This window comes from Trinickia diaoshuihuensis, from assembly GCF_003390925.1.
Classification (GTDB): domain Bacteria; phylum Pseudomonadota; class Gammaproteobacteria; order Burkholderiales; family Burkholderiaceae; genus Trinickia; species Trinickia diaoshuihuensis.
In genome coordinates, this window is the sequence record NZ_QUBS01000081.1 from 1 (window position 1) to 21203 (window position 21203).

Sequence of the window (21203 nt, forward strand, 5' to 3'; positions counted from 1 at the left end):
CGAAACAATCATGCGATACACCGACGAATAGCTGCCGGTGTAGCCGTGCTCGCGCCGTAATGCGGCCAGAATCGCGGTGCCGGGCACGTTCTGCTCGAGCCAAGACGCAATTAAGGCGCGGTGGACCTCGAGCCCTGAGACAGTCGACCGCGCCTTGTGCGGTGGGCCGAGCGCCGCGGCGATCTCGGCGTCATCCGGTAGCGGCGCGTCGGGCCTGAGCCAGCCGCATTGTTCGGCCAACTCTCGCAGTGCGGCGAGCTTGCGTCGGCCCATGTAGCGGCAGCGCGCCAGCTCGCGCTCGGAATCCCCGTGGCGCATGCGCACGAGAACCTGTCGATATTGATGCATCTCGATTCTCCGTCGGCCCATCGCAGCCTCCCTCCGCGCGTGACGCTACGGTCGTCCTTGACGCTCGGGAACTTGCCGATGGCTAAGTGTCCGTCCTCATCGAGAATTGTGCACTTGGGTCGCATGCCGCCTAGCGACGTACCGCGGCCTCGGAGGTATTTCAGGTCGGCTTCCGTTTCCTTGTTCATCTCCACGGCGCGGGTAGCGCTGAGGAGGTGCGCGAGTTCTAATAGCGGTGGTGTACCGCGACAGCCGTCCTCGCCTGTACGCATGAAGTTGCCCGATGCGTCGAGTAGGCGGAGTGCGCCGATGCGGCTTATGTCGTCGACGCCGAGCAGATAGTCCATCTCGGTCAGTGCGGCGCTGGCCCCGGGGGTACCCGCGGTATGGGCCGCCTTGCGCCGCTTCGCATGGTCGCGCGCAATCACGCGGCAGCCCCAACCATCTGGTCGGTGTCCGCGAACGCGAAGTGAAAAACCGAGTCGTCCTTTGAGGGCGCCTTGCGGAACTGATGTCCCTCGACGAGCGGGAGGTCGGGAGACAATTCGAAGCGATCCGGCGCCGCGAGCCACGTGGTGTCGTATGCGAACGTCGTGAATTCACGGCCGCCGTCTTTGCTGTAGGTAAGCGTGCCAACAGGGCGTCCCGCCTCACCTAGGGCTACCTTGACGGTTTGTTTTATCGCCGGTTTGGTCATAAGGCTCCCGAATCTGGGGCGACTCGCTTTTTGCGAACGCGCCGAGGGAGTTGTTCGTTCATGAGCGATAGGCCGATGTCGTCCGACGCCGTGTCGAGCAACCGGGTGATTTTGTCGAGCTCGCCCAGAACGAAGAATGCCTGAACGATAGTCCCGAGCGAGATCCCGGAGTCACCATGCTCCATTCGACGCACGGTGACCTCGGACACGCGCAGCCGCTCAGCCATCGATGCCTGGGTTAGACGGCGGCGGCGGCGCGCCAATGCCAAGTCCGCGCCGAGCTTTTTTAAGGCGCGTGTAACCGGGGCTGGGAGCGATTCGATCACATCCTTACTAGGCATATTTGACCGCTTAGAAATCATAAAGGTGCTTATTTGATCGCTAAGCGATCTCGGGCCAGGTCGAAACATTGTGCTCCAGGTCAGCAAGACCTGTCAACGTCGTTCAGACTTAACCGATCATATTTGGCTGCTTAAGACATAAAACCGACAATAAATGATCGGTTAAGGTGCATTGCTGAGAAAAGCTCGATGGCGGACACGTGAAGCAGCCGGACAGAGGGCCACCGGACTCATAATCCGCCTCCGAGAGGCCACCATGGGTTCGAATCCCACCCGACCCACCGTTCGACGGTTGTAAGGGGGGGCAGAGCGTTCCGTTTTGGGCATCCCAACCCTTCACATTTCGTCAACGTTCCCTTGCCAGTCAGGTAGTAAGCTCGCTTCCTGGTTCCTCCAAGCGATTCGGCGCTACAACGTCAGCCGATCAGCGACCACTGGCCACCGGTCGTTCCTTATCTAAACCACCCAACGGCTTCGCTACCTAGGCAAGAGGTCCTGGTCAGCCAATCTCACCTCTATTGCGTTTGCAATCCGCAGATGCTCCGGATTGTCGATGGAAAAGATGCCGCTGGAGACGCTGCATATGATCGTGCCCTTTCGCGTACCGCCTTCCACGACTGGCACCAGTTCCGCCGCCTCGGGTAACTGCTCGCGCTTGATTTGTAAGCCGCGCATGAAGCGTTGCATGTTGTACCGCAGGCAGGTAGGGAGGTCGGGATCGGAGGAAAACGAGATAGCGAGATGCTCCTCTCGTGGAGGAAGGATCGGTTGTTGAAGCCTGAAGCTTAGGAAAATGACCACCGCGAAAAAATCGGACTGCCGGCACGTTTGACCGAGCGACGACCAAAGAGCAGCTTGTCGAGCGCGCCTTGCGCGCCACGAATTGTGGGTTCGACTATTGAGGTCTATTGCGCCGACAGCCTCGTCGCAACCCGCATTTGCTGATTTTCCGGCGCTGGTTCAAAGGCATCCAAGTCGTCGCTTGACATGCCGACCGGCGCCGATTTCGCAATAGCTTTCCAGTTGAGAATCACAGCACATACTTCATTGAGTACGCGCCTGGCGTCTGCCTCGGATAGCCAAAAGTAAGAGGCCACCTGCATGACGTCGTTGATGGAATCGACGGGCCCCGAGTCGCCGGTGAGCCAGAGCTCGAGGCGCCCATATCGCGACGCCTGTTCAGAGGATCGAGCGGTAGGTGCCGCCTTCGACGCGCACCGCGGCGCCATTCGATGCCGCGCCCAAAGGACTGGCTAGCAACGCCACCATCGCGGCAATCTCGTCGGCCTCGATCATGCGGGCAATGAGCGAGCTTGGACGATACGTGTCGAAGAAGTGCGATTCGATTTCCGCATCGGTCATATCGGGTCGCGGCGCGGTTTGCCGAAGATAGGCGACGATGCCTTCGGAGCGCGTTGCCGATGGCAGTACGCTGTTGACGGTCACGCCGGTCGCCTTCGTCAGTTCCGCCATTCCGCGCGAGACCGCGAGTTGAGCCGATTTGCTGACACCGTAATGCACCATGTCCGGCGGCGTGAATGCGCCGACTTCGCTAGACATGAAAATCACACGCCCCCAGTTCTTCTCTAGCATGCGAGGAAAGTAATGACGTGACAGCCGTACACCCGACATCACGTTGACGTTGATCATCCGCAGCCAGTCGTCGTCGGTGATCTCGGCGAACGGCTTTGCTTCGTAGTAGCCGAGATTGTTCACGAGAATATCCGTGTCCGGCTGTGCATCGATCAGTTCCGTGACGCCTCGATCGCCGCTCACGTCGGCGACGATTCCACGTACGCTGCCGCGCTGCGCGGCAGCCGAGAGCTCGGCGACGGCCGCGTCGAGCTTGTCGCGTTGCCGCCCGGTGATCGTGACCGCCACGCCTTCCGCGGCCAACGTTCGCGCGATCGCCATGCCGATGCCGGCAGTGGCGCCGGTGACGATCGCAGTTTTTCCTTCAAGTTGCAGATCCACGGTTTGCTTCTCCTTTACTCATCGAGGAACCGGCACTGCCGGTCTATTGCACGGCATTACTTGGGCCGCTTCAGCATTTCGCCGGCGACGCATCGGGAAATTTCAAGCTTGTTGCGAACCGGTGAGCAACAGATGACACATCGCGGCGCCCACGCCGGAAGCCGACTGCGGGTTTTGGCCGGTCACGAGCCGTCCGTCGACAACGACCTTGGCGGTCCAGTTCGGCGCGGGATGGTGAAGTGCGCCGCGCTGCTTCAAGGTGCTCGCGAGCAGGAAGGGGACGACGCGATCGAGCTGGACCGCCCGCTCTTCTTCGTCCGTGAATGCGCTTAGATTTTTGCCGGCGACGAGATATGTGCCGTCGCCAAGTTTCACGTCGACCAGTGCGGCCGGACCGTGACATACGGCGCCGACCACGCCGCCCGCCTCATAGACCGTGCGCGTCACCTTCTCCACGTCGGCATTGCCGGGAAAATCCCACATTGCGCCATGTCCGCCGGCAAAGAAGACCGCCGCATATTTCGACGCGTCGACATCGTCCAGCCGCTGCGTGTGGCGTATTGCGTCGCGGAAAGTGGCATCGCCCCAATAGCGCGCGTTGATTTCGTCGGCGAGATCGAGCCCGTCGACTGGTGGTTCGCCGCCCTGAATCGATGCGAATTCGACGGGAATGCCGGCCGCATCGAGCTCAGCCAGCGGATGCGTCACTTCGCCGAGATAGAAACCGGTCGGCTCGCCGGTCGAGCCTTTCTTCGCTTGGCTCGTGAGTACGAATAGAACCGACAGATTCCGCCGGTCGCGGTGTTCGCCATTCATGCTGTGCTCCTGGATTTCAATGAGTGACTCCACGATGCAGTCACGATGCACGCACTTTATTTGGCTCCTTGGTGCAGATAAACTGGCTCGAAAGTAAAGGTTTTGTTCTTCGGAGGACAAGATGGCACGTAAATTCGACCATCTCGGTGACGTGGAAGCATTCGTGACGGTGGTCGAAAAAGGCTCGATGACTGCCGGCGCGGTGGCATTGGGCAGCACGCCTTCCGTGTTGAGCCGAGCCATCACACGCCTGGAAGCCCGGCTCGGCACGCAGTTGCTACGCCGTTCCACGCGGCGGTTGAGCCTGACGGAGCACGGCAGGCTCTATTTGGAGCAATCGCGGGCGGCGTTTCTGCTGATCGATGACGCCGAGCGGGCGATTCAGGGGCACGGCGGTACCTTGACCGGCCATGTCCGGCTGAGCGTCCCAACGACGTACGGGCACTATCGTCTGCCGCCGCTGCTGCGACGGTTTACGCAGGAACACCCGCACGTTCGCGTCGAGTTGAACATCTCGAACAGAAACGTGGATCTCGTGGCCGAGGGTTTCGACCTGGCGATCCGTCTCGGCGAATTGCCGGATAGCGGTCTGGTCGCGCGCAAGCTCGAGGATGCGGCGCTGTGCCTTGTCGCTTCGCCCGAGTACGTTGCCCGCGCCGGCACGCCCGGAAACGTGGCCGAGCTGGAGCACCATCTTTGTTTGCCGTTCATGCTGCCGAGCAGCGGCCGTATCGCGCCCTGGGTATTCCGTGACGGCGACCGGAACATCGATTGGCTACCCGCTTCGAACGTCGCAGTGTCCGACGATGTGCTCGGTGTCGTGTCGATGGCGCAGAGTGGCGCCGGTATCTGCCAGACCTATGACTTCATCGTTCAGGAGCGGATCCGGGCCGGGAGTCTCGTCGAAGTGCTGCCCCATCTGCGAGGTCGCACAAGGCCGTTTTCGGTCGTCTATGCGCCGCATCGCCGCCTGTCGGCCGCGTCCCGCAACTTAATCGACATGCTGGTCACGTCGGCGGCCGAAGCTTGAAGCGATTGCGATATTTCCCTCGTCGGTGACCCGCGATAAAAAGGCCGGCGCGAGTCGTGGAGTCCAAGCAGGAGCGCATCACGTTTGGTTCGCGCATAGAGCAGATAGTCATCGCCTCCTTCTCGTCCTGCAATAGGTTGCGGTTGAATCAATGGGTCAATGAATCAATCGGGGGATTTTCTCGTGGGAAGATGTCTGAAAAACACTTATTTACGTGCATTGCATAAATGCAGAAACGATTCAACATTGGAGTCTGAGTCTCAACCCGCCTCACACGCGGAATTTCGGATGCCTTCTTAATTTGGTGGTTTTAATATCGCCAATGATCCAGCAAGTCCGTCTGTCGGCACGAAATCCCTTGAAATTTGCAGGCCACCTACTACGCTTCAATCAGTTTGCGGGTATCGATCAGCGGCTGATGGGAATGCCAGACGCCGCCGGCTCGCGGCAAATACTTACCTTTTCGAAAGATCGGAATCACTGTCAATAGTGATTCATTTCCGAGGTCGGTTCAAAGGGCATCGCTAACCACACATCCGTGTCGAGGCTCAACCACGATCCTCCCTTTGAATGATCAAGGCACGCAAGCGCTCTGCCTCGCCAACGACCAGGCATGCTTTCTCGCATATCGCGAGCGTTGTGATGGATTTCGCAATCGCGCTACCGTCCGTTGGACAACCAGCTCACGCCCAATGCATTCAATCCGACGGCACAGGTCGCAAGTGACTAGGGGGCGGTGCTGAGCTTCGCGACCCGGCCGCCGCCGGCGCGTGGCTCGCGCAATTCGACATGGCCTTCGACAACGTACGCAAGGAAGTTCAACGCCTCTTGCTCACCCTGACTGAAGCTTGACGATGATACGTGACCCTTCGATCCTCGTCGCCGCGCGCTCGGTCGCGGATGCCGACCTCGTGGCGTATCTGCTCCGCGACGAATTCGCCAACGTCAAGACGTCAACGACGCCCGAGTACGCAATCGCGGATTTCGAAAAGCGCATGCCGTGCATTCTCGTGCTCAGCTTCGACACCCTGGAGGGGGCACAACGCTACTACCTCGGCCTCTATCGACTTAGCAAGGTTATTCATACGGTGCCGCACAGGACGATCGTCCTGTGCGACAAGAATGAGCTCTGGCTTGCTTATGAACTCTGCAAAAAGCAGCAGTTCGACGATTATGTCTTGTTCTGGCCGATAACGAACGATGCGCCGCGGCTCCGGATGGCCGTTCACCATGCGGTGCAACTGTTGGAGCCGCCTGGAACCGGGTCCGTAACGTTGGGTCAATTCGCCGCGCAAGCGCATCGGATGTCATCTCTCGAGCCGACACTGGCGGAATTCACGCGACAGTTCACGCAGGCCATCGACGAAACGAGCGCCATCGCGCGCACGGGCGCGACAATTCATGGCCGTCCGCTGAGCGCTGAAGAGCTGCGATGGCGAATGCGAAACGTCGAGACCTTTCTGGCAGATCTGCGCCGCGGCGTCGCCGCGTTGCCCGGCGCGATCGCGTCGCAGCTCCAGGCTGCGCAAACGATGCGGCACCTTGCGGAAGCCGTTCGGCCCGTCGTGCTCGCCGTCGACGACGACGCTTTCGAACAAACGCGCCTGACCGGACTGCTGGCCGGAACGAAGGTCGACCTGCTTTGTGCCGGCAGCGGCGCCGAGGCGCTCGGCATGCTCTTCAAGCATCGCCCCGATCTCGTGCTCATGGATGTCGAGTTGCCCGACCTGAATGGCGTCGAGCTTATGCGCCGGCTCAAGTCCGCCCCGCAGTTCGCTCACATACCCGTCATAATGTTGACCGGGCACAGGGAAAAGTCCGTCGTGATGGAAAGCCTCGCGGGCGGAGCATCCGATTTTCTTGTCAAACCCTACGTGCGCGCGCGGCTGCTCGAGAAGCTCAACGCGTTTATACCGGGAAGCGTCGAACGCGCTGGACAACCGGGCGGGCCAGGAACCTTGCATCCCAACGACCCTGGTGCCGTGCCGCCCAGCGCAAGATCAGGATGGTCGACATGATGAATATGTCCGCCAACCGAATCGCAGCGCTCGTCGTCGACGACGAGCCGTTCGCCCTAAGCTCTTTTCGCGGCAATAGAATCAACTGGGCTTTGAGTCCGTCATTTCATGCGGATGGTTACCCGGCTAACCGCGGGGCGCGCGTCACACCACCCTCGACGCATCGAAGCCATTCAACGAGTACCTCGCCAATTCGCGCCGCGTGGTCTTCCTGCAAATAATGAAAGCCCGCGCCCAATTCGACTACCCGGATATTGAGCTGCGTTGCCGCGAACTGCCTGGCGAATGCCGGCGACACCACTGCCCCCGGCGTACCAACGAACAAGAGCTTGGGGTAAGTCGATGTCTTGAGCGCGGCGTGTGCTTCGGTCAGCCAACGATGTACGTCTTCGGGGTGTCCCTCGATTGGCAACTCGTTTGCGAATCGCCAGATCGGTTTGCGCGATTCCTCGGTCGGGAAGGGGGCGCGGTAGGCGGCGAGCTCCTCGTCGGTCAGCGCGCGGTGGATAGACCCCGGCAAGATCCGCTCGAGGAAAAGATTGTCGCGTTCAATGAGGTCCTGGCCGACCCCTGGGGTGCGGAACTTCCGAAACGTCGCACGCGCTTGGGGATTTTGATGGAAGTCGTCCCAGCTATCGAACGGGCGAATGAACTCCATAAACGCCAAGCCTTTCACGCGCTCGGGAAAGCGCGCGGCGAAATGAAATGCGAGCGCGGTACCCCAATCTTGGGCGACGATGTAGAAGCGGTCCAACGCCAACGCTTCGATGAAAGCATCGAGGTATCGGACATGGTCGGCAAAGCGGTATTCGATCTCGGGCTTGCCGGATTGCCCGTAGCCGATCAGATCCGGCGCTATGGCTTGGTGAGAGCCTGCGACAGCGGGCATGATGTTGCGCCAGATATACGACGAGGTGGGATTGCCGTGGAGAAATAGTACGACTGGCGCGCCTTGCGGTCCTTGTTGCCGATAGGCCATCGTAGAAGCGAGCACTGGCACGCGTGATAGCGAAGGCGTTGCGTTTTGGGACATAGCGGCGCTCCGTGGGAGGTTCGGACTGGAGGTACGAAGTAATCCTAGTTACGCGAGCCGCGGTTGATAATAGTGTGCTCGGTGAAGAGACACTGCACTGACAGTGAATAATTCGGCTGGAACGGGAAGGAGCCCGTTTGCCGCGCTCTTCCCCGCTCCAGACGCCTGCTCTCCGGTAGGTGATGGTCGCGTTCTTCTCGGTATGTGGCGTGAGATGCAAGCTCGCACTGTGCACAGGTGCTCGACCGCCCGAGGTATGCCGGGAAATGCGTGCATTTTCCCGATCCCCGGCGTCGGCCCTTGGGAAGAGATTCTGAAAAATCCTCAGCTTTGGCATTGCCGGTTTGACGGTCCCGACATGGAACGGCTCGTCAAGGGTCGTGAGCGGATCTACCTCGGCCGGTTCTGGAATGACTTCTCGGCTAATCCCAAGAACTTCGATGAAGCGAGCCGCGTCCATTACGCCAAGCTTTATGCCCGGCCGAATGCGATGCACGACGGCTTCGAGCAGTTTCACGCGTTCGACCAGGACGCTGTCGACGACCAGGCGTTCCTGACCAACGGCCCGCTGCCGATCGCGGTCCCGGCCGTCGGCGGCGAGAAATCCTTCGGTCCGGAAATGGTGGTTGTCGCCAAGGCGACCTTCAGCAATGTACAGGGCGCCGTTATCCCCGACTCGCGCCATTGGTTGATGGAAGAAAACCCCAAGGCCACCGTCACCGCGATCCAGGATTTCATTCGATAGGCGGCTCGCCTGAACCCAGCTCTGTTCAGATTTGCGCCGGTATCCTTATCGAGCTCGGGCATGCCCAAGTCGCACCGGAGTCGTTGGCCGGTACGACGGAGCCATTGGTACCTAGGGACGTTTTCACGCTGCTATGTCTGCCGACTTGCAACTCGCCGTTGGTAACAGTAAACGCCGACCCGCCGCCGATATTGCTGTTCGTGATCGAGATCCCCGTATTGCCCGATGCGGGCACGCCCATCAAGCTGTTCGCGAGGCCGATGATTGCGCCCTGCGTACCCGAGCCGGTCGCGATCACATTATCGATAGCGACGTTCGCAATCAGCGGCAGATCCCCGCCCGTCCCCGAGGCGTACGTATAAGTAAACAGAAACGGCTGTTGGACGTTGATCATGCATGTGTTCCGGTACGTTACTCCGGTCGTGGCGCCGCTGTCTTTCGCAGTCTGATCCGTCTTGATTCGGTAGCCGTAGTCCGTTCCGTTGAATTCGACATTGCCGACCGTCACCTGCGAGACCCCAGGATCGGCGAGCGTATGTCCGGCCGCTTCCTGACCGCCGATCGAGATTCCATGGCCGCCACCCACCACGCAGTTGCTGATGTTGACGTTGGTCGTTGCCGCTTGACCGGCGTTGGACTTGATCGCGATGTCGTCGTCACCGGTGTCGAGCAAGCAATTCTTGATCGTCGCGACATCGGTGCCGATGATGTCGATAGCGTCCGTGTTCGGTGCGAGGTCCTGACCGCTCGAATTGCGATTGGGGTTCGCATAGATCCAGACGCCGTCGATCGTCACGTTCTTCGAGCCTGACTCGATGACGAGTTGCTCCTTCGGCGAATTGCGAATGATCAATGCGTTGCTTGGGTCGTTCGATGCGGTGGGAAATGCCACCACCGATTGCGGCTTACCGGTATCCGTAAAATTCGCCCCAACCTGAATGTTCGAGCCGGTAATGGCGATCAGTTTCGGGCGAGCGGTGTTGCTCTTGCCGACCGCGCTCGGCCAGTAGGCCTGTCCGTCGCCGTCGATCGCGCCCGCGCCCGTGATGGTGACATTGGAAACCTTACTGCCCACCAGCATCGCGCTATCCGATGGTTGCGACGGCGAGCCCTTGAGCGTGAACCCTTTCTCGAGCTTGAGGACGATGTTGCTTGCCAAACTCACGCTCGTGATGACGGCGGTCGATACGCCGTTGTTCGCGGTGAGATCGATCAGGCCAGGACTGCTGCTGGTCCCTGCGCACTGAGTGATCGCCGCTTGAAGATTGGCGGTGTTTTGGCTCGACGACGAACTCCACTGAGGCGTGCTGCACGGTGCGGCGTCGGCTGCGCGGTGCATCAATAGAAGGGTAGTCGACAAACCCATCCCGAGCGCGAGCATGATGGTTCTCTTTGTTCTCATCAGCATCTCCTTTCATAGTAGAGGGGGTTCTACACAGCGCGTAAATTCGTCCATGCGTCGCGTCGGTTTCGGATAAGTCAAGCAGGCCGCAACTCGACACGTTCAATCTTCTTGACGATCACCAGATAGCTGAACACGGTCACGATCGCATTAACGCCGACAAAAGCGAGCGCGCCGTTGAACGAGCCTTGCGTTGCCACGAGGTAGCCGATCACGATCGGCGTGACGATGCCCGCGACGTTGCCGAACATATTGAACAAGGAGCCCGACAAGCCGATTGCCTCCTTCGGCGCGGTATCGGCAATCACGGCCCAGCCAAGCGCGCCCAATCCTTTGCCGAAAAACGCGGCGGACATGAGCGCGACGACGATCCAGTCGCTGTCCACGTAGTTGCAGCCGATGATGCAAGTGGACAGCAACATGCCGCCGACGATCGGGACCTTGCGAGCCACGGTCAACGAGCGGCCGGCGCGGATTAGCGCATCGGATGTGACGCCTCCCAACACGCCTCCCAAAAAGCCGCAGATGGCCGGAAGCGATGCCACGAAACCGGCCTGCAGGATGGTCATGTGCCGGGCCTGCACGAGGTAGATCGGAAACCAGGTAAGGAAGAAGTACGTCAGCACGTTGATGCAGTACTGCGCGAGATAGACGCCGAGCAGCATTCGGTTACCCAGCAACTGCCGAACGACAGCCCAGCTCGCGCCTTTGCGTTCGGCCGGCGCCGTATTCCGCCGGCTGGTCGCAAGTCCGCCGCCTTGTACGATGTGTTCGAGTTCCTCGCGATTCACGCGCGGATGATCGGCCGGATTCTTCATGGCCTTCAACCACAGGCATCCGATGACGAGTCCCCCCACGCCCATCACGACGTAGACCTGGCGCCATCCGCAAACGTGCGTGATCCATGCCATGAGCGGTGTGAACACCACGGCCGCGAAATACTGCGCCGAATTGAATAGCGCCGACGCCGTGCCGCGTTCGTGCGCCGGGAACCACGTCGCGACCACCTTTGCGTTGGCCGGGAAGGCCGGCGCTTCCGCCGCGCCCATCGCGAAGCGCAGCGCAAACAGGGCGGCGATCGCGGCTCCCGCGCTGCCGAGCAAACCGATCGAGCTCTGCAACAACGTGAAGACCGACCACAGCACGATACTGCCCGCATAGACGCGGCGCGCGCCGAACCGGTCGAGTACCCAGCCGGCGGGTACTTGCGCGAGGACGTACGCCCAACTGAAAGCCGAGAAGATATACCCCATGCGGATAGCATCCAGCCCGAACTCGGTGCGGATGGCCGAACCCGTGACCGAAAGCGTCGCGCGATCGGCGTAATTGAGCGTCGTGATAACGAAGATCAACGCGAGGATGAAGTAACGGACCTTCGTGCGCCTCGCGACTTCGGTCGAAGCTGCAGTGCGGCTCAAAGCCATGTTGATGGACCCTTGTTGTGCGGACTACGACGCCTCGAATGCAATGCGGCACGTTGTCTGACATTGGACGAATTTGTAAGGGAGGATCGTATAGCTCATGAGGCGCGGAATCAATGTCGATTGGACGGAATGTCGCAGAATTGAGGGTAAACGTGGATTTCACCAAGCATGCCGGGCAATGGACGATAGCGACATTGTTAGACAACTTGGGTTGGCGGGGAATGCGCGTTCATGACCTGATTGATATACAAGATTCGGATGGGAAATCGATGCGCAACATGACGGTGAGAGCGAGCCTGCTCGCGGTATTGGTTCTTTTCGGTGTGATGATCGCGATCGGCGGCATCGCAGGGGTGCTTGCCCTCGCTCAAGCCAATGCCAACGGGCAGCGCTTACGCGAAATCGCGCGAGAGACGATCCTCGTGAACGATGGGTATAAAGAAACGACGCGCACACGTTCGGCGCTCGTTCGCGCGTATAGCGCGCTTAAAGAGCGTAACGATACGGTCACGCGCGATGCGGCGCTGCAAAGCGCCAGCAAGACGTTCGAGCTCGCGGCGCATGACACGCAGGCACTGCAAAACGCGCCTCGATTCGAGGGCATGGACGAGGCATTGAGGGGGCAGCTCGTCGAATCGTCGACTAGCCTGGCCGCCACGCTCGCGCGCGCGACCGCGGCGTTGCGCAACGGCGATGCCAGTGCTTACGCGGCGATCAACGATAGCGATATCACCGCCGCGGGCGCGGCCTATTCGGTCAACGTGGAGAAGTTCCAGCAGCTTGCGAACCAGCTCTCGGAAGCGGCACTTGCGCAAGGCAACTTGCGTTATCGGTGGGTGATCGGCCTCGTGGGCGTCGGTGTGGCGCTGGCACTGGCGCTCGTCGCCGGTAGCCATTTCGTTCTGCAAGGTACGGTGTCGCGGCCGCTGGCCGACGCTTGCACCGTACTTGACCGTATCGCATCGAACGATCTGACCGTCGAGGTTCCCCCCGCGGGGCGCAACGAAATCGGGTTGCTGTTCGCCTCGATGCGCCGCATGCAGGCCGGCTTGTCGCGCACGGTGGCCGGCGTGCGCGATAGTTGCGACGCCATCCACGTGGCCGCACGGGAGATCGCCGCGGGCAATCTCGATCTGTCCAGCCGCACGGAGCAGCAATCGGCCGCGCTAGAGGAGACGGCGGCCAGCATGGAAGAACTGACCTCCACCGTGAAGCAAAACGCCGCGAACGCCTCGCAAGCCAGCACGTTGGCATCCGATGCGGCCGAACGCGCCCGGCGCGGCGGCGAGGTCGTGGACCGCGCTGTCCAGACGATGAGGGAGATCAGCGCCAGCTCACGCAAGATCGCTGAAATCACGGGCATGATCGACAGCATCGCGTTTCAGACGAACATTCTTGCGCTGAACGCCGCGGTGGAGTCCGCTCGTGCCGGCGAGCAAGGCCGCGGCTTCGCAGTAGTCGCAGGTGAAGTACGTACGCTCGCGCAGCGCAGCGCGAGCGCGGCTCGCGAGATCAAAGCGCTCATCGCCAGCTCTATCGAAGATGTCCGCAACGGCAACGCATTCGTCGCTCAAGCCGGCGAGGCAATGGGCGAGATCGTCGATGCGGTCGGCAACGTCGCCGCGATCATGGCCGAGATCACCACGGCCACCGGTGAACAGACCGTGGGTATCGAGCAGGTGGGCATCGCCGTCGGCCAAATGGATGCAGTCACGCAGCAAAACGCGGCGCTCGTGGAACAGGCGGCTGCCGCGGCGAGTGCGCTCGAACATCAGGCGCAATCGATGAAGGATGCGGTGTCCGTGTTTCGTGTCGGTGCCATGACGCGCAGCGGCGCGCTGGCCTGAACGATGCGCGGATCGACAACGAAAACAACACGAGAAGGAGCGTCATGAAAACAAAGGGGCCCTTGCGCCATTTCATCTTCGGCGTCTTGGGGCTTGCTGCCTCGCTCGCCGTCCACGCGGCGACTTTCGTCTATGTCGCTAATGCCGACAGCCGCGATATCTCCGTGTTTCGCACCGATGCGCAAAGCGGCGCACTCACCGGTATCGAGACGGTGCCGGTAGGCGGCACCGTGATGCCGATGGCGCTATCGCCCGATCACCACAAGCTGTACGCGGCGTTGCGCTCGGAGCCGTACAGTGTCGTGACGTTCGCGATCAACCCGCTGGACGGCAAACTGACCGAACTCGCCCGCGCGCCGCTCGCACAGAGCATGGCCTATCTGTCCGTCGATGAGAGCGGGCGTTATCTGCTCAGCGCGTCGTACGGCGGCAACTTGCTGGCGGTGAATCGAATCGATGGCAACGGCGTGGCGGGCGAAGTGCTGCAGACGGTGAAGACAGGCCCGATGGCGCACGCCATCCGTACCTCGGCGGACAACCGCTATGCCTTCGCCTCGGTGCTCGGCGCCGATGCGTGGTTGCGATTGAAGTTCGATAGCCACACCGGCACGCTGACAGAAGATCCGATGCCGGCCTACGCTTTGCCGAAGGGCTCAGGCCCGCGCCACTTCGTATTCTCGCCGGATGGGCGTTTCGCTTATCTCATCGACGAATTGGACGGGAAGCTGCACGTGCTTGCGCTCCGTGGGGCCGGTCAGACGGTGAAACCGATTCAGACGATCTCGATCTTGCCGCCGGACTTCTCGGGCGATAAGCCTTGGGGTGCAGACTTGCACCTCGCGCTGGACGGCCGTTTTCTCTATACGTCGGAGCGCACGTCGAGCACGTTGGCTGTCTATCGCGTGAACCGGGTGACGGGCGAGCTCACGCGCATCAATACCTATGCGACGGAACGACAGCCGCGCGGCTTCAACATCGCACCATCCGGACGCTACTTGTTCGCCGTGGGACAACGATCGACGACATTGAGCGCCTATCGCATCGACGCGCGAACAGGTGCGCTCGACCGGATCGGTCAGTACCCGGTCGGCAAGGGGGCGAATTGGGTGGAGGTCGTGCAGTTCGATGGGTCGAACGAATAGCGCGATGTGGCGCGGGGCGTAAGCCGCGCGGTGCGCAAATGACCGGCCGCCCGACGGAGGGCTTCGGGCGGCACGTTCGCGAGGCGTGGGTCACGCCGCCGTTTGCGTGAGGGACGGATAGTCGGTCAGGCCGCGTGCGCCGCCGCCGAAGAGCGTTTTGCGGTCGTGCTTGGCCAGCGCGGCCCCCGTGCGTAGACGCTCGGGCAAGTCGGGATTCGCGACGAACGGGCGCCCGAATCCGATGAGATCGGCCCAGCCGGCGGCAATCGCTTCGCGTGCGCGCTCGGCGGTATACGCGCCCGCATAGATCAGCACGCCGGGGTATGCCGCGCGCAGTTGCCGCTTGAATTGAACCGGCATCTCCGGCGCGTCGTCCCAGTCGGCTTCGGCGATATGCACATAGCCGACGCCGAGTTCGCCGAGCAAGGTCGCCGCGGCGAGATACGTGGTCTGCGGGTCGTCGTCGACGCAGCCGTTCAGCGTGGTCAGCGGCGCGAGGCGCACGCCGACGCGCGAGGCGTCGCCCGCACCTTCGATGAGTGCTTGAGCGACCTCGCGCAGGAAGCGCAAGCGGTTCTCGAGCGAGCCGCCGTATGCGTCGGTACGCGTATTCGCGTTCGAGTCGATGAACTGGTTCACCAGATAGCCGTTCGCGCCGTGCAGCTCGACGCCGTCGAAGCCCGCGTCGACCGCATTACGCGCGGCGATGCGGTATTGATCGACGATCTCGCGGATTTCGTCGATGGATAGCGCGCGCGGCTCGGACGCTTGCACGAAACCCGGCGTGCTGCCGTCTTCACCGGCGATGAATACGTTCACGCCCGTCGCCTGGATCGGCGAGGACGATACCGGTTGCCGGCCGCCGAGCAGGCTCGTGTGACTGAGGCGGCCCACGTGCCACAGTTGCGCGAAGATGCGGCCACGTGCGGCGTGGACGGCATCTGTGACCTTGCGCCAGCCCGCCACTTGCGACGGCGTGTGAATGCCCGGCGTCCATGCATATCCCTTGCCCAGTGGCGCGATGTAAGTGCCTTCACTGACGATGAGCCCCGCACTCGCGCGTTGCGCGTAATAGGCGGCCATCAGTTCGTTGGCTTCGTCGCCGGGCTGGCTCGCGCGCGAGCGCGTCATCGGCGGCATGACAATGCGGTTGGGCAGCGTCAGCGCGCCCAATTGCAGCGGTCGGAATAGCGGATCTTGGGTCATGATGTTCGTCCTGTTCTATGCCCGCGGCCGGTTCGCCGTGGACGTGTAGTTCGATACGCCGATCTGTTTCGTGAGGCCTTGCGACTTCGCCTCGGCGAGTGCGCTCATGAATTCCTCGAGCGAGACGCCGTTGCCGGGCGCGGGCCAGTGGATCAGCGTGAGATCGACTGCGTCGGTGCGTAGTTTCTTGAGGCTGTCTTTGAGGCTGGGAATCAGTTTCTCGCGCGCGTAGTTCTCGACCCAGATCTTGGTGGTCAGAACGAGGTCCTTGCGCGCGATGCCCGATGCGGCGATTGCTTCGCCGATTTCGGCCTCGTTGCCGTAGATCTGCGCGGTGTCGATCGCCCGGTAACCGGCTTCAAGGCCGTTGCGGACCGAATCGATGACGACCTGGCCTTGCAGGCGGAACGTGCCGAGGCCGAATGCTGGAATCTTGCTCATCGTATGCTCCTAAGAGAGGCGAATATCGCGTATGAAGTTGGCGTGAGCGCTATGCCGCGCAGGCTTGCGCCTTCGCATGGAACGCCGGCAGCACGTCCGATGCGATCTCGCGCATCGTTTCGTCGAGCGGACGCTGGTTGCGGCGGAAATGCAGGCCGATGTGTTGTACGCCCGCGTCGCGCAGCGCCGCCAGCTCTTCGGTTAGCGCGACACGCCCGGCTCGCGCGCCGAAGCGGTGCCGCCGCAGCGGTTCGCGCGGGTCTTGCGCGAGGTCGAGATGGATAAAGCTCACGTACGGCTTGTCGCCCGCTACTGCCCGCCAGTTCGCGGCGCGTTGCAGGTGATCGGCCGGCGTGCCCGGATACGCCAGGCAGCCGTCCATGTGTGCGCCGATCCAAGCCGGGGTCTGCTGCGCGAGGCCCGCGACGAGCAGCGGCACCGGCCAATGCGTGGTCGGCAGGATTTCAAGGCCGGGGGGCAGGTGACCGCGGGCGCCGTCGCGCAGCAACGCGATCTGGCCGCGAAAGCGGGCCCCGCGCGAGGCGAAGTCGCGGCCGAACAGCGGATATTCGACCGGCCGGTCGCCGCTCGCGACGCCTAGCAGCAGGCGTCCGCGACTCAATTCCTGGATCGTTGCAGCCGATTTGAGCGTAAGCAGCGGCTCGCGCAGCGGCAGCACGACGGCCGCCGTGCCGAGCAGGATGTCGCGCGTGATGCCGGCGAGGTAGCCGAGATACGAGAACGTTTCGAACACTTGCGCCGCGTCGCCGAACGACGGGTCGTACACCGGCACGTCGCGCACCCATAGCGCGCGGAAGCCGAGCGTATCGGCCAGTTGCGCAAGTTCCGCATGCGCTTCCAAGTCGGGGACGCCGGGGTGGCGTCCGTCATGCCGGCGTTTCCCGTCGCCGGCCGCGGTCCAGTCGTTGTCCAGCGGCAGTTCGATGCCGATGCTGAAACCGCCGTCCGTGAGCCTGCCGAGCGAGGTGGGCATCATCGTAGCCTCCGTTCGAATTGAGGGCAGGCGGCTTTCCAGCCTGCGGAAATCGAGCAACGTCGCTATGAGGAAAACGTGCGCGAAGCGTGCGGTTCAATGAGTCAGTTCGACGGGTTCGGCCGTGCGTTCGGGCAGCCCTTGCCGGCGGTCGAGGCGGCCGCTCAATGCGGTGAGCACGAACGCGCCGAGGGTCACGACGGCGCCGATCCACGGCGTGTGCGCGAGGCCGACGTTCGCGACCACCAGCCCGCCAAGCGACGAGCCGCCCGCCACGCCGAGGTTGAATGCGGCGATGTTGAAGCCCGATGCGACGTCGGTGGCGTCCGGCGCGAAGTGGCGCGCCTGCTTGACGACGTACACCTGCAGGCCCGGCACGTTGCCGAATGCAACGGCGCCCCACGCGAGCATCGTCAATACCGCGAGCCACTTCACGTGCACCGTGAAAGTCAGCGCGAGCAGCACGAGTGCCAGCAACAAAAAGATTCGCTTGAGCGCCTTTACCGGACCGACCCTATCGGCCAGCTTGCCGCCCCAAACGTTGCCGAACGCAACCGATACGCCATAGCCGACGAGCACGAGGCTGACCTGCGACGGCGTGAAGCCGGCGATTCGCTCGAGCAGCGGCGCCATGTAGGTGAAGGCGATCAACGAGCCACCGTACCCGACCGCCGTCATCGCATAAACGAGCAACAGGCGTGGCTGGGCGAGCACGCGAATCTGGCGGGCGAGCGGGGCGGGCGGCGTTTGCGGCAGATGGCGCGGGACGAACGCGATGGAGCCGGCGAACGCGACAAGGCCGAACAGCGCGACGATGAGGAATGTCGCGCGCCAGCCGAAGTGCTGGCCGACGAAGGTGCCGAGCGGAATGCCGGCGACGAACGCGACGGTCATCCCGCTGAACATCGTGGCGATCGCGCTCGCCGCCTTGTCCTTCGGCACGAGCGTGGTTGCGATGATCGAGCCGACCGAGAAGAACACGCCATGCGCGAGGCCGGTGAGCACGCGCGCGACGATCAGCGATTCGTAGCCCGGCGCCTGCCATGCGACGAGGTTGCCGACGGTGAACAGCGCCATGAGTCCGGCGAGCAGCGTTTTGCGCGGTACATGGCCGGTGAGCGCGGTCAGCAACGGTGCTCCGATTGCAACGCTGAGCGCATAAAGGCTAACGAGCAGCCCGGCCGACGGCAGGCTCACTCCGAGATCGGTGCCGATGGTCGGGATCAGCCCGACGATCACGAATTCGGTGGTGCCGATAGCGAAGGCGCTGATCGTCAGCGCCAGCAAGGCGAGTGACATGATGCGATCCTGTTCCGATAAGGATGAACCGCAGTGTGCCCGCTTTACTTTTGCAGAAAAACCGGCCTATGAACCAAATTGTTTTGATTTGAAATCAATAATCGGCGGCGATGTCCCGGGCGATGCCGGCCGGCGCTCATCGGGCCGGCTACTACGCCGATGCGCCGGCGTACTCGCGCATAGCGAGAGACATTGGCGCGATGTGTTCCCTGAGATGCGCGTGCAGATACTTCACGGCCGGCGAGAACTGCCGACGGTGCGGGCACACCAGGTTCAGCGGCGCGCTTTCTCCCGGATGATCCGGCAGGAGAATTTGCAACCGTCCGGCTTTGACATCCTCGTGCACGTCGAGCCACGATTTGTAGGCGATTCCTCGGCCTTCGACGGCCCAGCGTCTCGCTATTTCCGCGTCGTCGCAAAGCAGAACGCCCTTCACCGTGACCTGCCGTCGCGTCCCTCCCACCGGGAACCACCAGCGATCATAGACTCGTCCCCCGAGCACGTAAGGCAGGCAGTCGTGCGACGCGAGTTCATCGAGCGAGCTCGGGACGCCACGCCGCCGCAAGTATTGCGGAGAAGCGACCAGTACTCTGCGATTGTTTTCCGCGAGCGCAAGCGCAACGTAGCTCGCAGTCTCGGGGGCGCCGTAGCGAATGGCCACATCGACAGGATCGCGGAAGACATCGATCACGTGATCGGACACGGAAAGCTTCAAGATCAGCTTCGGATGCATATCGCGGAATGCGCCGAGCAACGGCAGCAAACCATTGCGTCCGAGGTCCGACGGAGCGGTGATCCTGAGCGTGCCTCGAAGGGCATGCATGCTGCCATGCAGACGCTCGCGTCCCTCGTGCAGCATCGAAAGCACTTGCTCTGCATAGGGAAGATATTGTTCGCCCTCGGCGGTGAGCTTCAGGCTTCTCGTCGAGCGCGCGAACAGGCGCACGTCCAGATCGCGTTCGAGTCTTTGAATCGCCGCGCTGACTTGGCCCGGCAACAGATCGGCTTCCCTGGCCGCACTCGAGAAGCTGCCTAGCGCCGCCGTCCGCACGAACAGTCGCAGGTCGTCGAAGCGAATCATTTTCATTCCTGGAGTGAAAGTGTTGCCTAATTTAACGGATTTTTCTTCTAGATGCGCTCAGGCAAGATCGCCCATCCGGAACGCCGGACAAATTGGGAGAACAGGCATGCGTTTCTCGCAGCAAGGCAGCAAGCGGTCTTCATTAGCCCGTCCCAGGGCGGTTGCGGTCGCTATCGGTGTAGGTATCGTCATTTCCGCTGCGTCGATCTTTTCGACGCAGGCTTGGGCCGGCACGCCACCGACAGTCGAGGCGACCGAGCGCACCATCGGTTCCATCGAAACCGTCGCCACCTTCCCCGGCCCGATGCCGACGGGAGTCACGGTGACGCCGACCGGCCGGATTTTCGTGAACTTCCCCCGGTGGGGCGACGACGTACCGTTTACGGTTGGGGAATTGCGCGACGGCCAGGTCGTCGCGTATCCCAATGCGGAAATCAATCGTGCCGACGCATCGCATCCCGCCAAGCGTTTTCTGAGCGTTCAAAGCGTCGTTGCCGACGGCAATGGCCGTCTGTGGGTGCTGGACACCGCCGCGCCGCACTTCTCGAATCCCCTCGCGGGTGGAGCGAAACTGGTCGCGATCGACCTGAAGACGAATCGCGTCGTGAAAACCATCGTGTTTCCGGCGAACGTCATGCGCCCCCAAACGTACGTGAACGACATGCGCTTCGATTTTCGCGTCGGAAAAGCAGGCGTTGCCTATGTGACCGATTCGTCGCTGAGCGGTGTGGGCGGTTTGATCGTGGTCGACCTGAACACCGGAAAGGCCGTGCGGCGTCTCACCGGCGACGTATCGACGTCGGCCGATCCGAAATTCGTCCCCATCGTCGAAGGCGAATCGCTTCGGATTCAGGACGCGGACGGCGCGATCAAGCCGTTCTCGGTAGCCTCCGACGGCATCGCGCTCTCGCCCGACGGCGAAACGCTCTACTACAGCCCGCTTTCCAGCCGTCGTCTGTATGCGATTCCCACCGAGCTGTTGCGCGATCCGTCGGTAAGCGAAGCTCGACTTGCCGCGGCCGTGAAGGATCTCGGGGATAAAGGCGCATCCGATGGCCTGGCCAGCGACGAGCACGGCAATGTCTACGCCGGCGACTACGAGCATGACTCGATTCGCAAACTTCAGCCGGGCGGCGAGTGGCAAACGATCGTGCATGATCCGCGGGTGCTGTGGCCCGATACGCTTTCGGTTGCCACGGACGGTTACCTCTACTTCACCGCGAATCAATTGCATCGGCAGCCGGTATTTCACGGTGGCAAGGATCTGCGCCGGCCTCCGTACGCCCTGTTCCGCGTTCGCATCGATGCCGGTCCCGCTCCGACGCTTTAATCCGTTTGATCTCTTCGATCTATATCACCTCCCAC

The 21203-nt window shown here is 61.9% G+C and carries 18 protein-coding genes and 2 pseudogenes; 6 read left to right on the plus strand and 14 right to left on the minus strand.

The window, feature by feature from the left end:
• The 6 genes and pseudogenes from DXT59_RS18270 to DXT59_RS18300 form a co-directional block, all read right to left on the minus strand.
• Positions 1-348 (minus strand): annotated as a pseudogene (locus DXT59_RS18270) (IS21 family transposase); the annotation flags it as partial.
• A 424-nt stretch (positions 349-772) separates the two neighbouring features.
• Entirely contained in the window at positions 773-1045 is a 273-nt protein-coding gene (locus tag DXT59_RS31225) for a HipA N-terminal domain-containing protein (RefSeq protein WP_240324569.1), read from the minus strand.
• Positions 1042-1371 (minus strand): helix-turn-helix domain-containing protein, encoded by a 330-nt coding sequence (locus DXT59_RS18280; protein WP_240324570.1) that lies wholly within the window; start codon positions 1369-1371, stop codon positions 1042-1044. Before DXT59_RS18280 ends, DXT59_RS31225 begins: the two co-directional genes overlap by 4 nt.
• Before the next feature lie 492 nt (positions 1372-1863).
• On the minus strand, positions 1864-2073 hold the full coding sequence (locus DXT59_RS18285; RefSeq protein WP_116138645.1) for an Imm52 family immunity protein: 210 nt from the start codon (positions 2071-2073) through the stop codon (positions 1864-1866).
• 492 nt (positions 2074-2565) lie between these two features.
• Positions 2566-3360 (minus strand): SDR family NAD(P)-dependent oxidoreductase, encoded by a 795-nt coding sequence (locus tag DXT59_RS18295; protein WP_116138285.1) that lies wholly within the window; start codon positions 3358-3360, stop codon positions 2566-2568.
• A gap of 102 nt (positions 3361-3462) precedes the next feature.
• Positions 3463-4176, minus strand: coding sequence for a type 1 glutamine amidotransferase domain-containing protein (locus tag DXT59_RS18300; protein ID WP_116138286.1), 714 nt, complete (start codon positions 4174-4176; stop codon positions 3463-3465).
• A gap of 121 nt (positions 4177-4297) precedes the next feature.
• Here DXT59_RS18300 and DXT59_RS18305 point away from each other — a divergent pair, with 121 nt between their 5' ends.
• Positions 4298-5206, plus strand: coding sequence for a LysR family transcriptional regulator (locus DXT59_RS18305; RefSeq protein ID WP_116138287.1), 909 nt, complete (start codon positions 4298-4300; stop codon positions 5204-5206).
• Positions 5207-6060: 854 nt separating this feature from the next.
• Complete coding sequence (locus DXT59_RS18310) at positions 6061-7224, plus strand: response regulator (protein ID WP_116138288.1); 1164 nt, start codon at positions 6061-6063, stop codon at positions 7222-7224.
• 118 nt (positions 7225-7342) lie between these two features.
• On the opposite strand, the gene DXT59_RS18315 is transcribed toward DXT59_RS18310, so the two are convergent.
• Positions 7343-8257, minus strand: coding sequence for a haloalkane dehalogenase (locus DXT59_RS18315; RefSeq protein ID WP_116138289.1), 915 nt, complete (start codon positions 8255-8257; stop codon positions 7343-7345).
• Positions 8258-8615: 358 nt separating this feature from the next.
• Between DXT59_RS18315 and DXT59_RS18320 the strand changes: the two genes are divergently transcribed.
• Positions 8616-9002 (plus strand): alpha/beta fold hydrolase, encoded by a 387-nt coding sequence (locus tag DXT59_RS18320; protein ID WP_240324571.1) that lies wholly within the window; start codon positions 8616-8618, stop codon positions 9000-9002.
• A 25-nt stretch (positions 9003-9027) separates the two neighbouring features.
• Here the strand turns inward: DXT59_RS18320 and DXT59_RS18325 are convergent, their stop codons facing one another.
• Both DXT59_RS18325 and DXT59_RS18330 read right to left on the minus strand, forming a co-directional pair.
• Positions 9028-10368, minus strand: coding sequence for a glycoside hydrolase family 28 protein (locus DXT59_RS18325; RefSeq protein WP_338065184.1), 1341 nt, complete (start codon positions 10366-10368; stop codon positions 9028-9030).
• A 113-nt stretch (positions 10369-10481) separates the two neighbouring features.
• Positions 10482-11828 carry an MFS transporter gene (locus DXT59_RS18330; RefSeq protein ID WP_116138291.1) on the minus strand — a complete coding sequence of 449 codons (1347 nt, stop codon included), beginning with the start codon at positions 11826-11828 and terminating at the stop codon, positions 10482-10484.
• A gap of 269 nt (positions 11829-12097) precedes the next feature.
• Between DXT59_RS18330 and DXT59_RS18335 the strand changes: the two genes are divergently transcribed.
• Both DXT59_RS18335 and DXT59_RS18340 read left to right on the plus strand, forming a co-directional pair.
• On the plus strand, positions 12098-13675 hold the full coding sequence (locus DXT59_RS18335) for a methyl-accepting chemotaxis protein (protein ID WP_116138292.1): 1578 nt from the start codon (positions 12098-12100) through the stop codon (positions 13673-13675).
• A 44-nt stretch (positions 13676-13719) separates the two neighbouring features.
• Positions 13720-14817 carry a lactonase family protein gene (locus DXT59_RS18340; protein ID WP_116138293.1) on the plus strand — a complete coding sequence of 366 codons (1098 nt, stop codon included), beginning with the start codon at positions 13720-13722 and terminating at the stop codon, positions 14815-14817.
• A gap of 90 nt (positions 14818-14907) precedes the next feature.
• Here DXT59_RS18340 and DXT59_RS18345 read toward each other — a convergent pair whose 3' ends face one another.
• From DXT59_RS18345 to DXT59_RS18365, 5 genes and pseudogenes are all read right to left on the minus strand, one after another.
• The gene (locus tag DXT59_RS18345) at positions 14908-16023 is read right to left on the minus strand and encodes an alkene reductase (protein ID WP_116138294.1); all 1116 of its coding nucleotides are present in this window, start codon (positions 16021-16023) and stop codon (positions 14908-14910) included.
• A 45-nt stretch (positions 16024-16068) separates the two neighbouring features.
• A pseudogene (locus DXT59_RS18350) lies at positions 16069-16464 on the minus strand (aldo/keto reductase); the annotation flags it as partial.
• 49 nt (positions 16465-16513) lie between these two features.
• A complete protein-coding gene (locus tag DXT59_RS18355; protein WP_116138646.1) occupies positions 16514-17458 on the minus strand; it encodes a TIGR03571 family LLM class oxidoreductase in 945 nt (314 codons plus the stop codon).
• A 96-nt stretch (positions 17459-17554) separates the two neighbouring features.
• A complete protein-coding gene (locus DXT59_RS18360) occupies positions 17555-18757 on the minus strand; it encodes an MFS transporter (protein ID WP_116138295.1) in 1203 nt (400 codons plus the stop codon).
• A 151-nt stretch (positions 18758-18908) separates the two neighbouring features.
• Positions 18909-19838 (minus strand): LysR family transcriptional regulator, encoded by a 930-nt coding sequence (locus tag DXT59_RS18365; protein ID WP_116138647.1) that lies wholly within the window; start codon positions 19836-19838, stop codon positions 18909-18911.
• A gap of 106 nt (positions 19839-19944) precedes the next feature.
• Here DXT59_RS18365 and DXT59_RS18370 point away from each other — a divergent pair, with 106 nt between their 5' ends.
• Complete coding sequence (locus tag DXT59_RS18370; protein WP_116138296.1) at positions 19945-21168, plus strand: L-dopachrome tautomerase-related protein; 1224 nt, start codon at positions 19945-19947, stop codon at positions 21166-21168.
• Positions 21169-21203: the final 35 nt, after the last annotated feature.

What these genes read in the sequence shown, in the direction of transcription:
- DXT59_RS18310 (WP_116138288.1), top strand. Translation starts at nt 6,061, where the DNA reads ATGATACGTGACCCTTCGATCCTCGTCGCCGCGCGCTCGGTCGCGGAT.
- DXT59_RS18300 (WP_116138286.1), bottom strand. Translation starts at nt 4,176, where the DNA reads ATGAATGGCGAACACCGCGACCGGCGGAATCTGTCGGTTCTATTCGTA.
- DXT59_RS18330 (WP_116138291.1), bottom strand. Translation starts at nt 11,828, where the DNA reads ATGGCTTTGAGCCGCACTGCAGCTTCGACCGAAGTCGCGAGGCGCACG.
- DXT59_RS18320 (WP_240324571.1), top strand. Translation starts at nt 8,616, where the DNA reads ATGGAACGGCTCGTCAAGGGTCGTGAGCGGATCTACCTCGGCCGGTTC.
- DXT59_RS18335 (WP_116138292.1), top strand. Translation starts at nt 12,098, where the DNA reads ATGCGCAACATGACGGTGAGAGCGAGCCTGCTCGCGGTATTGGTTCTT.
- DXT59_RS18360 (WP_116138295.1), bottom strand. Translation starts at nt 18,757, where the DNA reads ATGTCACTCGCCTTGCTGGCGCTGACGATCAGCGCCTTCGCTATCGGC.
- DXT59_RS18355 (WP_116138646.1), bottom strand. Translation starts at nt 17,458, where the DNA reads ATGCCCACCTCGCTCGGCAGGCTCACGGACGGCGGTTTCAGCATCGGC.
- DXT59_RS18325 (WP_338065184.1), bottom strand. Translation starts at nt 10,368, where the DNA reads ATGGGTTTGTCGACTACCCTTCTATTGATGCACCGCGCAGCCGACGCC.
- DXT59_RS18340 (WP_116138293.1), top strand. Translation starts at nt 13,720, where the DNA reads ATGAAAACAAAGGGGCCCTTGCGCCATTTCATCTTCGGCGTCTTGGGG.
- DXT59_RS31225 (WP_240324569.1), bottom strand. Translation starts at nt 1,045, where the DNA reads ATGACCAAACCGGCGATAAAACAAACCGTCAAGGTAGCCCTAGGTGAG.
- DXT59_RS18305 (WP_116138287.1), top strand. Translation starts at nt 4,298, where the DNA reads ATGGCACGTAAATTCGACCATCTCGGTGACGTGGAAGCATTCGTGACG.
- DXT59_RS18315 (WP_116138289.1), bottom strand. Translation starts at nt 8,257, where the DNA reads ATGTCCCAAAACGCAACGCCTTCGCTATCACGCGTGCCAGTGCTCGCT.
- DXT59_RS18345 (WP_116138294.1), bottom strand. Translation starts at nt 16,023, where the DNA reads ATGACCCAAGATCCGCTATTCCGACCGCTGCAATTGGGCGCGCTGACG.
- DXT59_RS18370 (WP_116138296.1), top strand. Translation starts at nt 19,945, where the DNA reads ATGCGTTTCTCGCAGCAAGGCAGCAAGCGGTCTTCATTAGCCCGTCCC.
- DXT59_RS18285 (WP_116138645.1), bottom strand. Translation starts at nt 2,073, where the DNA reads ATGCAACGCTTCATGCGCGGCTTACAAATCAAGCGCGAGCAGTTACCC.
- DXT59_RS18365 (WP_116138647.1), bottom strand. Translation starts at nt 19,838, where the DNA reads ATGATTCGCTTCGACGACCTGCGACTGTTCGTGCGGACGGCGGCGCTA.